At 68.1% G+C, this 12979-nt stretch carries 6 protein-coding genes; all 6 read right to left on the bottom strand.

Annotated features, from left to right (window positions below):
* Window positions 1–67: 67 nt before the first annotated feature.
* The 6 genes from N7607_RS10765 to N7607_RS10740 all read right to left on the bottom strand — a co-directional run bounded on the left by N7607_RS10765 (window position 68) and on the right by N7607_RS10740 (window position 12956).
* Window positions 68–2719, bottom strand: a complete 2652-nt coding sequence (locus N7607_RS10765) for a LuxR C-terminal-related transcriptional regulator (protein WP_279866836.1) — start codon at window positions 2717–2719, stop codon at window positions 68–70.
* A gap of 99 nt (window positions 2720–2818) precedes the next feature.
* On the bottom strand, window positions 2819–4453 hold the full coding sequence (locus tag N7607_RS10760) for a 3-(methylthio)propionyl-CoA ligase (protein ID WP_279866837.1): 1635 nt from the start codon (window positions 4451–4453) through the stop codon (window positions 2819–2821).
* A 232-nt stretch (window positions 4454–4685) separates the two neighbouring features.
* Window positions 4686–6092, bottom strand: coding sequence for a DUF1254 domain-containing protein (locus N7607_RS10755; RefSeq protein ID WP_279866838.1), 1407 nt, complete (start codon window positions 6090–6092; stop codon window positions 4686–4688).
* A gap of 61 nt (window positions 6093–6153) precedes the next feature.
* Window positions 6154–7440, bottom strand: coding sequence for an outer membrane protein transport protein (locus tag N7607_RS10750; protein ID WP_279866839.1), 1287 nt, complete (start codon window positions 7438–7440; stop codon window positions 6154–6156).
* Between the two features lie 193 nt (window positions 7441–7633).
* The gene (locus N7607_RS10745; protein ID WP_279866840.1) at window positions 7634–9394 is read right to left on the bottom strand and encodes a ShlB/FhaC/HecB family hemolysin secretion/activation protein; all 1761 of its coding nucleotides are present in this window, start codon (window positions 9392–9394) and stop codon (window positions 7634–7636) included.
* Window positions 9395–9401: 7 nt separating this feature from the next.
* On the bottom strand, window positions 9402–12956 hold the full coding sequence (locus N7607_RS10740; RefSeq protein WP_279866842.1) for an MBG domain-containing protein: 3555 nt from the start codon (window positions 12954–12956) through the stop codon (window positions 9402–9404).
* Window positions 12957–12979: the final 23 nt, after the last annotated feature.

Genomic DNA, 12979 nt, shown 5'->3' with positions numbered 1-12979 from the left:
GGGGGACGCACTGCGGCGATGGGGGGTGGGGGCGCGGCTCAGGCGCTACGCCGAACGTACCGCGGGGCTAGCGCTCCGCCTCCAGGATGCCGAGCATGAAGGCGCGATCGACCACGTGCCGGCGGGTGCCGGCCTGGAACTTGCCGAACAGGTTCTTCAGGTGCCACTTGACCGTCTCCTCGCCCACGTTGAGGGCGAGCGCGATCTGCTTGTTGGAGAGGTTGCGGGCCAGCAGCTGAAGGACCTCCTGCTCCTTGGGCGTCAGCAGCCGACTGGAGACCACCTTGGCCGCCGTCACCCGGGCCGCGGGCTCGGCCACCGGCGCTTTCGGCGCAGCGGCCAGGGGCTCGGCCGCCTCCAGCGCCGCGCCCCAGCGCGCCTGCGGCGGCAGGGTGTCGACCAGCACCCGGCGCATGCCGTACTCCTGCGCCAGGCTGTGCGCCTCCTGCAGGCTGGCCTGGCCGTCGCGGCCGCTCTCGTGCAGGGCCAGGGCCTTGAACAGCAGGGCCTGCACCAGTTCGCGACCACGGCGCATCCGGCTGGCCAGTTCGTGCAGTTCGACGGCGGTGGCCAGTAGCTCCGGCCAGCCGCGTTGCGCCAGCAGCACATAGGCGCGGGCGACCCCGGCATGCAGGCGCAACTCCGGCGCCAGCAGGCTCTCGGGGTCCTGGAAGCACGGCGGAATCACCTCCTCGAACCGGCGCCAGAGCACCTGGCAGGTATCCGCCCTGCCCTGCAGCGCGTGCAGGCGGATCTGCTCGCCCAGCGAGACCATGCAGAAGCGCGGCACGCCCCGCTCGTCGCCCAGCGCATGCAGCGCCTCGAGCAGATCATGGCTGCGGTGCGCCTGCCCCTGCAGCCCGGCCAGGCGGGCCGCGGTGACGAAGCCGAAGACGATGGCATCGGGGCTGGCCAGGCGCTCGACCACATCCAGCCGGTTGGCCAGCACCGTGGTCGCCTCGCCGAGCTCGTCGCGCTCCAGCAACACCGCCGCCAGGGAGCTGGCCAGCAAGGTCGCCACCGAGCTGCGCCGGCCGATGTCCTGCTCGGCGTGCTGCAGGGTGCTGCGTAGCGATTCCGCCGCCGGCAGCATGCGCCCCTCCCACAGGTAGGTAACGCCGATCACCCACTCGGCGAAGCCGCGAATCGCATCCAGGCCCTCGGTCCAGCTGTACTGCGGCGCCTTGCGGCAGATGCGCCGCGCCGCCTCCGGCTGCCCGCGGAACAGCGCCAGGCGCGCCTGCTGGTTGGCCACGATGGCCTGCACCTTGATCGAGCCTTTGGGCGGGGACTCGGTCCAGCGGCCGATGATGGCCTGCGACTCGTCCGGCCGGTCGGCAAAATAGGCCGCCGCCGAGGCGATGGCCGCCGCCTCGCAACTGGCCTCCTCGTCGACCGAGGGATCGGACTGCAGCTTGACGATCAGATGCCGGGCCTGCGCCGAGCGCTCGCTCATGGCCAGGGCCCAGGCCGCCGCCAGGCACATGCGCGGGCGCGACTCCACCTCTTCGGCGGGCAGCTCGCCGATCCATTCGATGACCCGGTTGAACTGGCCGCGCAGCATGATCTCGTACAGGCACTGCTCGATCATGTTGTAGGCCTGCGCCGGCAGCTCCGCGCTCAGGTAGTGGTGGGCGGCCTCCTCGAAGAAGCCGCGCGCCTCCAGCCAGGTGGCGGCGCGCTGGTGCAGCTGGCAGCGGCGCGCCGCCGGCAGCAGGGCCACGCGCTGTTGCAGGAACTCGCGGGCCAGCGGATGGATGCGCACCCAGTCGCTGCCCAGGCCCTCGGAGAAGATCGGCGTGCTGGCGCACAGCTCGGCCATCATCTGCGCCGCCTGCGGGTTGCCGGTCAGGGCCACGCACAGCTCGGGATGCAGGGTCTCCGGCAAGGCGATGCAGGTGAGAAAATCGACCTGCTCCGGCTGCAGCTTCGCCACCAGGCTGTCGACGAAATAGCGCTGGATGTCGCCGCTGCAGGCCTTGAGCTCGTGAATGGCGCGCTCGGCCCCGGCGCTTCTCTCGATCGCCGCCACGGCCAGCTGCAGCCCCAGCGGCCAGCCCTCGGTGAGCTCATGCAGGAGCACCTTGAGATCGATATCGAGGCCCTCGCCGAAACGGCTGGCGAGCACGGCGACCGTCTCGTCGACGCGAAAGCGCAGCGCGTCCAGGCCAAGCCCCAGGAACACTCCGCGGGCCTGCAGCTCGGCCGCCTGCAGGTTGAGGCGGCGGCGCGAGGCCATCAGCACCCGCAGGTTGGCCGGGGCGTTGTGCAGCAGGTAGGTCAGGGCCTCGCGGATGGTGGCATCGGGCAGCGCATCCACCTCATCGAGAATCAGCGCCACCTCGCCGCCCAGGTCGGCCACCTCCGCCAGCCACTCGGTCAGGTCACCCAGGGCATCGCGGCGGCTCATGGCCTGGTTGGCCGAACTGGCAAACGCCGGCCGACCGCTGGCCACCAGCATGGCCGCGGCCAGCCCCTGGACGAAGCGCACGCTGTCGTCGCGGCCATCCAGCGTCAGCCAGGCCACCACCGCGCCGCGTGACAGCAGTTCGCGGCGCCACTGCGACAGCAGCCAGGTCTTGCCGAAGCCGGCCGGCGCGTGCACCGATAGCGCCGTGCGCGTGGCCAGTTCGTCCATGTCCAGGCTCAGGCGCTCGCGGCGAAAGGCGGCCTTCTGGCTCCTCGGCGGCGTGGTCTTGAGTACCAGCTCAGGCTCCATTCTTTCCACTTACAGCGCCTCTGGCAGGGAAAAAATCTCGTGCTGCGCAGTATTGTTGCATCTGCCTGCGGTTTGCCAGTCGGGAAACACCTCTTCGTGTCAGCCCTCCGCCAAGACATAGCCACGAAACTGCTCGCGCAGCTTCATTTTCTGCAGCTTGCCCGTCGCCGTGTGCGGCAGCTCGTCGACGAAGGCCACGTCGTCCGGCAGCCACCATTTGGCCACGCGCTCGGCGAGGAACTCGCGCAGCTCCGCCTTGCTCGCCATCCGGCCCGGCTTCAGCACCACCACCAGCAGCGGCCGTTCCTGCCACTTCTCGTGGGGAATGCCGATGACCGCCGCCTCGGCGACCGCCGGATGCCCGGTCGCGGCGTTCTCCAGGTCGATGGAGGAAATCCACTCGCCACCGGACTTGATCACGTCCTTGGCGCGGTCGGTGATCTGCATGTAGCCATCGGCATCGATGGTGGCCACGTCGCCGGTATCGAACCAGCCCTGGGCGTCCAGGATCGGCTCGTCGCTGCGGTAGTAGTGGCTGGCGATCCACGGCCCCTGCACCAGCAGGTGACCGGCCGAGCGGCCGTCGCGCGGCAGCTCTACGCCGTCGTCGTCGACCACCTTCAGGGTCACGCCGAACAGCGCCCGGCCCTGCTTGGCCTGCAGATCCAGGCGCGCCTCGAGATCGGCGCCGGCATGCTTGGGCAAGGGGTTGCAGACGGTGCCCAGCGGCGACATCTCGGTCATGCCCCAGGCATGCATCACCCGGGTATCGAAATCACGCTCGAAACGCTCGACCTGGCTGCGCGGCGCCGCCGCCCCGCCGATCACCACGCGCCCCAGGCACAGCTCGTCGGCCGGCACGAGCCCCTGGGCCTCGACATGCTGCTGCAGCATCATCCACACGGTGGGCACGCCGAGCGCCAGGGTCACCCGCTCGCTGCGCATCAGCTCGTAGATGCTCGCCCCGTCCAGGGCCGGCCCCGGCAACACCAGCTTGGCGCCGCTCATGGCGCCGGCATAGGGCATGCCCCAGGCGTTGACGTGGAACATGGGCACCACCAGCAGCGCCGAGTCCGCCGAGGAAAGCCCGAAGCCATCGGACGTGCACAGCGCCAGCGAATGCAGCAGCGAGGAACGGTGGGAATACAGCACGCCCTTGGGATTGCCGGTGGTGCCAGAGGTGTAGCACAGCGACGAGGCCTGGCGTTCGTCGAAGGACGGCCAGGCGAACTCCGTGCTCTCCTCGGCGATCAGCTCCTCGAAGCACAGCAGGCGCGGCACCTGGATGGCCGGCATATGGCGCCGCTCGGTCATCGCCACGAAGGCCTTCACCTCCGGCAGGTGCGGGGCCAGCTGCTCGACCAGGGCGCTGAAGCTCAGGTCGAAGAACAGCACGCGGTCTTCGGCATGCCTGACGATGAACTCGATCTGCTCGGGGAACAGGCGCGGGTTGATGGTGTGCAGCACGGCGCCCATGCCGGACACCGCGAAGTACAGCTCCATGTGCCGATAGCCGTTCCACGCCAGGGTGCCGATGCGCTCGCCGGGTTCGATGCCGAGCCTGGTCAGGGCATTGGCCATCTGTTTGGCACGGCGCCCCACATCGGCGTAGGTGCAGTGGTGCATGGGCCCTTCCACGGTGCGCGAGGCGATCTGCGCCGTTGGATGGGAACGCAGTGCATGTTCGAGCACCGAGGAAATAAGTAGGGGGTGGTCCTGCATCAAACCCAGCACGGCATCGCTCCAGTTGTTCTTGTTCGGATGGTCGCTCCCGGCACGCGCAGGCCTTGGCCACGCCGCGACAGCATGGGGCACAACATAGGCAGTCGCGGCCCGCGCTTCCCCCCCAGTGACGGGGGGCGGCGGCGAATCGCAGGGAAACGAGCGAGCAGCCCTGGCCGAAATCGCCAGGCTGGAGAGAGCGGCAGGCCCCGGCGCAGACGCGTCGGGGCCCATGTTGCGGAGGCTATTCGGCGCGGATGATCTGGGGCGGCGTCCAGCTGCCGTCGAGGATCGACGGGCTCTTATCCTGCGGCCAGTACATGCGCAGCATCGGCAGGAAGTCGCCCTTCGGCGCCGGCAGCCAGTTGGCCTCCTTGTCCTTGCCGGGCGACTCATGCTGGAAGTACAGGGTCAGCGAGCCATCGGCGTTGTACTGCAGGTCGTTGCGCGGGCTGACGGTGAACTTGTTCAGCGGGTTGGGCACGAACCACCAGCCCTGGTCGATCTGGTACATGGTGATGGACCAGAAGCCATTCACCGGCGGCGTCTGCCCCTTGGCGAAGGTCAGGGTATAGCGGTGGGCGCCATTGAGCTTCTGCCCGCTGCTGTCGACCGTGGCGTAAGGGTAGACGGCGTCCTGCTGCACATTCGCCGGCCAGCCGAAGGCGGCGACCACGGCACGCTTCATGTAGTTGTCGCCGTAGACACCCAGGCCCTTGGTATAGGTCCAGCCATTGACCTTGCTGCCCAGGGAGGGCTGGCTGGCGCCGATCTCCTTCAGGGCCGTGGCGGGCAGGTCTTGCAGGACGCTCTGCAGCGCCGGGTCCAGCTTGCTCAGCACGAACGGCTTGCACGGCTCGATGCCCAGCTTGGCCATGCGCGCCAGGATCGGGCCATCCTCGGCAGCCGGCGGCGCGTCCTCGCACATCAGCGTGGCGAGCTTGTTGAAGTAGCTCTCGGTGCTCATGCCGAGAATCACTTCCTGCGGCTTGGCCGTCATGCTGAAGCCCGGATCGGGGTCCACCGGCGCGGCCTTGGGCGCATAGGGCTTGCCCCAGGCGGACAGCGGCGTGAGCTTGAGCTGCGCCTGCAGGGCGTTGACCGCCTGGTAGTCCTGGTCGCTGCCATCGGCGTAGGTGCGCCCCAGAATCAGCATCTTGCGGGTGGCGGACTTGATCTGCACCATGCCCGCCGGCACCTCGCCCTGCCAGCCCGGGCCGGTGAGCAGGTAGTTGGCCGCGGAGCCGCCCGCGGTGCGCGCACCCGGCGAGTGGAAGATGGTCATCCACAGGTCGTACATCGGCATCAGGTAGTAGCGCTTGCCCATGTCGGGCTGGCTGAACACCTGCGGCTCGCTCAGGTCCGCCCAGGCGATCGAGTAGAGCGTATCGGCATTGGGTGCCGACACGCCGCGGTACCCGGCCGGCGGATAGCGCTTGACGTTGATGAACTGGCCCATGGGCGCATGCTCGTTGTCCACCTTGGCCACGTTGGTCATCTGCACGCGGGTGACTTCCGTGGTGATCAGCGAGTAGCCGTAGACATAGGCCTCCTTGGCGATCTGCAGCAGCTGATCCGTATCGGCAGCCGCAGCGGGGTTGGCCAGGCCGAGGCCGATGGCAGCCAGCAAGGCCGTTGGCGCGACTCTCATAGGTGTTCTCCAGTGTGGGTTTGTCTGTAGGAAAGCTCGCCCTGGCGAGCTCGTCATGGCTTCAGAAACGCCAGGTCAGGCTGCCGCTGAGGGCCTGGATCCAGGCATCCTCGAACTCCCCGGAAACCCGCTTCGGATCGCCGGCGGGCAGCGGCTTCTGCTGGCGGACCGGCATGTCGCCGAGCCAGACCAGCTCGTAGCTCAGGTTCAGATCGATATGCTCATCCAGCGCATGGGTCAGGCCCGTGCCGAAACGCCAGCTCTGCGCCATCGGCACCGCGAGGCTGCGGTCGTCGTCGTCCACCGGCGAGCTGTCGTAAGCGACACCGGCGCTCCACAGCCACCGCGGGGCGAAGCGGAACTGGCTACCGAGGGAGAGATGCCAGGTATCGCGGTAGTTGGCCTGCAGCGTGGCCGAGCGCGGCCGGTTGCTGTCCAGCTCGATGCCCACCTCGCCGAACCGCGACCAGTCCTGCCAGTTGACGCTGGCCAGCAGCGCCCAGCGCGGATCGAGCTGCTGATAGAGGCTCAGGGTCAGGGTCTGCGGCACCCGCATGTCGAGACGCGTATCGGCGCCGAGCAGCCCACGCTCAGTCAGCAATGCGCTCACGACCGGACCGACGCCCTGGAGGTCCAGGCCATCCTCCAGTTCGATATCGATCGCGCTGGTGTAGCTCAACCCCAGGCGGGTACCCGGGCGTGGCTCATGGATCACGCCCAGGTTGGCGCCGTAGCCCCAGTCGTGGTCGCTGTAGCGCAGTTGCCCATCCGGCCGCTCGAGCAGGCCGAAGGGATCGTTGTCGATGGCCAGCTGACTATCCAGCGCGGCATAGAAGGCCCGCACGCCCAGGCCGAAAGCCCACTGCTCGTTCGCGCGATAGGCCAGCGCCGGCATCAGCGACATGCCGAGTATTTCGCCGTTCTGCAGGAAGTACCGGCCGCTCCAGTCGTTCTCGTAGTTCAGGCTGAGCCCGAAATCACCGTAGCTGGCAAAGCCGACCGACCAGCCCTCGCCCAGCTCCCGGGAAATGAAGAGGCTGCCCCCCGGCGCCCACTCCATCGCGTTGCCGCCATCGGCACCGGCGACGTTGCTGGCGCCATCGGTTTCGAATTCGAGATGACCATGCAGAACCTGGGCGCCGACGCTGACCTGGGTGCCAGGCAACCAGGCGATACCGGCCACGTTGCTGGCCAGAGTCGAAGGCCCCTGGGCCCGCGCGGCGGCGCCCGCATTGGCCAGGCCGACGTTGTCCGTGCCGACCTCATAGAGCATCAGGCCGCCGGCCAGCAGATGACCTGGCACCAGCAGGAGAATGGCTGCAGCTGCAGCGAGAAGAGGTTGGCTCATGACGCTATCCCTGACAGGGAGATATCCCAAGTCGCAAGATGCCAACCGCGTTCATCCGCAGCTGGCCGAGCCGCATCCTACGATTGCCCAGCGAACCCCATACCCCCCGTGTCGGGTGGTATGGGCGATCGGAGTGATTCAGCTGGCTGCTGGAGGCTCGTCGGCGCCGCCTTCCGCAGGCGGCGCCATCGCGTCAGAACAGCTTGAGGAAGTTGAGGTAGAAGCGCGGCTCCTTGCCATTCTTGTCGTCCAGCTCCTCGGCCTGCACGGTGCGGGTCAGCGGGAAGGCCACTTCCGGCGAGACGAACATGTCCTTGGCCACCTGCAGGTGGGCGCCGAAGCCGGCCGAGGCCAGGCTCTCCGACGCCAGGGCCCGGGGCTGCTCGTTCCATACCCTGCCCACGTCCCAGTAGCCGTAGTACTGGGTCGGCACCGCATGGTCCTTGATGCTGTGCACGGTGTTGTACTGCAGCTCCACCTTGCCGGCCAGGCCGGAGTCGCCGGCGATCTCCGACGGGTCGTAGCCACGGCCGAACTCGCTGCCACCGACGCCGAACTGCTCCGGCGAGAGCAGCGGGTCGCCGAACGAAGTCTGCCCGGTCACGGCCAGGTACAGCTTGAGGTTCTCGCTCAGCCAGTCGAGGTCCTGGATGCGCTGGGCATCCACCTGCAGCTTGGTGAAGTCGGTCTGCCCTTCCAGGCGCGAGGTGTTCAGACGCTTCTCCGAGCTGGCGCCGAGCACGTCCAGCCCCTGGCTCAGCTCGCCCTTGAGCAGGTTGCGCCCACCGTGTTTGTCGCTGAAGTCCCAGCTGGCACCCAGGCGCAGGGCGCGGATGTGGTCCTCGCTGGACGGCGGCAGGTCGGGGTCGTCCAGGTACTCGGACTCACCGTTGAACCAGGTGAAGGCCAGCGACGTCTTGAAGGTCTCGTTGCGCGACCGAATCCACGGGTGGGTGATGCGCGCGGCCAGGGTGTCGCCGCTGCTGTTGGCGTTGAGAAAGTCCAGGGTATCGGCGTTGCCATCATTGTGCTGCGCCAGCAGGCTGAGCACGGTGCCGTCGCGGCCGACCGGCATCTCGTACTGGCCCTCGTAGAAGGCCAGCTTGTCGCCCTCGACCGAGCGCCCCAGGCGCAAAGCCAGGTGGTCGCCGATGCCGAACGGGTCGTTCAGGCCGACCCCGCCGTAGACCTGCCAGGGCCCGTAGTAGCGGCTGTCGCGGTTGTCGAAGCCGAAGAAGCCCTCCCAGCGCCGCTGCTTGTTCTCCAGGTTGAGGTCGCTGCCCTCGGTGCCTTCGGAGGCGGACAGCACGCCACGGGTCTCGTTGCCGGACAGGTCGTTCATCAGCAGCAGGTTGCGCTCCAGGGTCGAGCCCCGCAGCGGCGCCTCCTCGCGGATGTTCTCGGCGTAGCCTTCCAGGGTCCTGTTGCTGGCGCCGCTGACCGTGACCTTGTTGACCTTGCCCTCCACCACCCGCAGCACCAGCTCGCCATCGTTCAGCTCCTGGGCCGGCACATAGCTGCGTACCAGCAGGTAGCCGTCGTGGCGGTAGCGCTGGGTGATGCGCTCGGTGACGGCCTGCACCTCGGCCAGGGTGACCTGGCGCCCTTCGAGGGACTGCAGCAGTGGCGTGAAGGTGTTCTCCGGATAGCTCTTCACCCCTTCCAGGCGCACCTTGCGCACGGCGAAGGGCGTGTCGCTGGCCGGCAGACTGGGCGCCTTGGGCGTGACGATCAGCGGCGGCGGTTCCGCCACTATCTCGCTGGCCGGCAGCTGCAGGCTGCCGGGCATCTGGTTGGTGTCGTTGCGCAGGCCCTCCTCGTCCGGCACCCGCACCCGGCCGGGGTCGATGCTGGACAGCGGTGCCGCTGCGGTCAGTGTCGCGGCCAGCGCCAGCGACAGGGAGGCGATGGAGAGGGTCAGCTTGTTCAGCAGGCCGATTGCTTGCGTGTTCATGTCAGCCTCACTTGCCTTGCGGCGCGTCCAGTTGCAGCTCACGAGGAATGACGGTCCTGTTCCAGTCCGGAAGCAGGAACTGCCCATCCTTCAGCAAGCCATTAGCGTAGGTAAGAATGTCGTTGGCGTCCGGCAGTTGCTCCGCGGGCGAGCCGTAGGAGCGCGGCTTGCACACCAGCTGCACCTGGTAGGTGCGCACCACCGCGGGGGTCACCGAGTAGTTGGCCGATACTGCCGAGGGCGACTCCAGCGCGGTGCAGCGCTCGCTGCTCGTACCTTGGGCCACGGAGGCCGAGTCGGCCTGCCGATTGGCTCCGGGCTGCGGAGCCGGCGTCGGCTGCGGGCCGGGGTCCGGTTTCGGATCGGGACCTGGCTTCGGATCGGGCCCCGGATCCGGGTTGACCGGGCCGCTGATGCTCAGCTTGCCGTCGTGGAAGGTCACCTCGTAGTTGGCGCTGACCAGGCGGGTGCCGTCCTTCTCGAAGATGCGGTACTGTCCCGGCGCCTCGCCCGGTGCGCGCTCCAGGGTGAAGTCGCGCTCGTCGTCGGCGAACTTCCAGCCCTGGGCTTCATGGGTCAGCGCCGGGTCCTGCTCGCCGACCTTTTTCGCCTTGTCATGGGCGATGACATCCAGCGGTGCCGGGGTGATGGTCAGGGTGCCCTTGGTCACGCCGATCTCGTAGCGCCGGTTGGCGAAGTCGTCGCCCGCCAGGCTGCCGGTGATCGCGTATTGGCCGACGTTGGAGCGGGCCGTGGCATCGGTGGCGGGTTCGCCCTGGGCGATGCCGTCACGGCCCAGCTGGCGGTCGACGAAGCGGTCCATCTCACGCACCTGGCTGGCCGCGGCATTCTCCTTCTGCTGCGCCTGCAGCTGCGGGTTGGCGTCGCCGTAGACGCGGCTGGCGTCCTGCACCTGCAGATCGACCTTGGCCTTCTGCGCATTCAATTGCACGGCGTCGGCACCGGCCGCCTGGGTGGCGAGGAAATGCACCCGCGCCTGCTCCAGCAGCGGGTGGGACGGGTTCCTGCCGTCCTTGGGCTGCGCCCAGGATTGGTCATTGAGCAGCCAGCCGAGCTGGGCCTGCACAGTTTCGGCCTTGCCGCCCAGGCCGACAGTCAGGCGTTCCGAGGTGCCGTCCTGGCTGTTGTGCTGGATCTCCGCCGCATTGGTCGGGCCGGGAATGTTGTAGCCGGCCACGCCCCAGCCGGCGTTATTGAACGACAGGCCGCCGTAGGGACGAACGTCGAGGTCGACTGCCACCACCGTGCCCTTGTCGGCGCCGAGGCTGAAGCCTACCGGCAGCGAGCCATAGGCCTGGCCGTTGCGGGTTACCGAGGTCATGCCGGCGGACTTGCTGTCCGGGCTGAACGCCCAGGTAACGCCAGCGGCATCGGTGAAGCTCAGCCCATGCAGCAGGTAGTCGGAGCTGTCCAGGTAATTGAACAGCACAGCGGGGTCGATGGCCTGGCCCTTGCCGTCGACGAAGCCGCCGGCCTCGAACACCAGGTAGTCGAACTGCTGGCCGCCGGCCGACAGGGTCACGCTCTGGTAGGGGTTGGTGAGGCCGTTGTGGGCGTTGTCGGAGGCCACCTCCTGGAAGCCGAGGTACTTGATCTGCTCGGCGCTGACGCCGCTCAGGCTCTCGCCGGAGAACGGCGCCTTGACCGTGCCGGTCGTGGTGGCACCGCTGGCGTTGGTCTGGTTGAACTGGAACACACCGTTGCTGGCACGACCGGCCAGGGTGCCGGCATGGTTCAGCGCGCTGTTCAGTTTGACGCTGGCCCCCTGCACAGCCACCTGGCTGCCGATCAGCGCGGTGTTGGCATCCTGGGTCACGCTGGCGGTGTTGCTGGTCTTGATCCAGACGATGCCACTGCCAACGTCGATGATCGCCCGCTTGTTCCAGGCCGCGTCGCCCTTGTCGCCGCTGCCGGCGTTGTCGATCAGGCGCACGTCGCCGGTAGCGGCGATGAACAGGTTGCCGTCCTTGAGCAGGATCGGCGCGTTGACGTGCACCGAGCCGCTGTCGTTGTGCTTGTCGCTGCCGTCGTAGCTGCTGACCTGGCCGGGGTTCCCGTTGGCGATCAGCGCCAGGGTGGCGCCGGTGGGCTGGCCGTCGACCATCACCGTGCCGATCTGGCTGGCGATGATCGGCGCGTTGACGTTGATGCGCTGGCTGGCGTTGACCACCACGTTGGTGCTCTTCAGGCTGTTGACCAGGCTGGCCGCGCTGACGTCGTCACCGCTGGCGTTGTCGACGATGTTCACCGTCTCCGGATCGAGCAGCCAGGTGCCGCTGTGCTTGCCACCGGCGGCGTCGACCTTGGCGTCGGCAGTCACCTTCAGGTGCTTGCCGGAAGTCTCCACCACCCCGCCCCGCTCGCCGCCCTTGGCGCTGGCCTGGCCGGCGAAGGTGGTGGTGCCGTCTGACCAGGTCACGATCAGGCCGCCATGCTTCTTGCCATCGGCGCGCAGCTGGGCGCCCTTGTCGACCGAAGCGGACTTGGCGCTGGCCTCGCCCTGGCCCTGGAAGCCACCGCCCACCAGAACCTCACCGCCCTTGCCGGCGCTGCCGGAGGCGTCGAGCCGGGCACTGCCGGCGATCTGCACCTGGTCACCGAGGACCTTGATGCTGCCGCCGTCCGTGCCCTTGGCCGAGAGGCTGCCACTCACTTCGGTACGTGCCGAGCTGCCCAGCACGATGCGCCCGCCCTGGCTGCTCACCGAATCGGCGATCACCGCACCGCCGACGCTGATCACCGAATCCAGGTGCTTGGCGGCGCGGGCCGCGCTCATCGCCACCACGCCGGAGCCGACGTCGATGGTGCCGCTGTTGCTCACGCCACCGCTGACGCCCTCGCCCACCTGACTGTCGGCGCCATCGAGCAACGCCAGGCTGAGCAGGCCGTCACCATGGAAATCGAGGGTGGCGCGCGGGCCGGTGGCCAGGGTCACTTCGCCTTGACGGGCCTGAATCACCCCGGCGTTCTCCACCTGGGCGCCGAGCAGCACCACGCTGCCGTGGTCCGGCACTTCGATGCGACCTTCGTTGCGCACCAGGCTTTCCAGCTGCACGTCGAGCTTGCCGCTCTTCTCGAAGGCGGCCATCTGCTCGTCGCTGATGCGCCCGGCGGCGGCCACCAGCGCGCGGCTGGAGATGCGCGATTCGGGGCCGAACCATATGCCGTTGGGGTTGAGCAGGATCAGCTTGCCGTTGGACGAGAGCATGCCGTAGATCTTCGACGGGTCGCCGCCGATCACCCGGTTGAGGGTCACCGAGTTGCCGTCGGGCTGCTGGAAGTGCACCTTGTGGTCAGGGCCGATGGAAAATTTCTGCCAGTTGATGGCGGTGCGAGCGGTCTTGGTGTCCACCTGCAGGCCATTGCCCTGCTGGCTGATGGTGGCCTGCCCGGAGATCACCTGGCCGCCTTGCGGCAGCGCATCCGCCCAGATTGGCGCGACATGGCCGCCGGCATAGGCCAGGGCGATACTCAGGGCCAGCAGGCGCGAGGGTTTGTGCAGCAGGCTGGGCAGGCTTCCGTGATGCTGACGAGCTTTCATTTGCGTGACTCCTCCAGAAGGTT

Source organism: Pseudomonas sp. GD04019 (assembly GCF_029837695.1).
Lineage (GTDB): Bacteria > Pseudomonadota > Gammaproteobacteria > Pseudomonadales > Pseudomonadaceae > Aquipseudomonas.
Note: the sequence above shows the minus strand (reverse complement) of the source record. Positions and strands in the feature narration are given on the sequence as shown.

Excerpts from the sequence above, each read along its gene's own strand:
- N7607_RS10765 (WP_279866836.1), bottom strand. The coding sequence starts at position 2,719 with ATGGAGCCTGAGCTGGTACTCAAGACCACGCCGCCGAGGAGCCAGAAG.
- N7607_RS10755 (WP_279866838.1), bottom strand. The coding sequence starts at position 6,092 with ATGAGAGTCGCGCCAACGGCCTTGCTGGCTGCCATCGGCCTCGGCCTG.
- N7607_RS10750 (WP_279866839.1), bottom strand. The coding sequence starts at position 7,440 with ATGAGCCAACCTCTTCTCGCTGCAGCTGCAGCCATTCTCCTGCTGGTG.
- N7607_RS10745 (WP_279866840.1), bottom strand. The coding sequence starts at position 9,394 with ATGAACACGCAAGCAATCGGCCTGCTGAACAAGCTGACCCTCTCCATC.
- N7607_RS10740 (WP_279866842.1), bottom strand. The coding sequence starts at position 12,956 with ATGAAAGCTCGTCAGCATCACGGAAGCCTGCCCAGCCTGCTGCACAAA.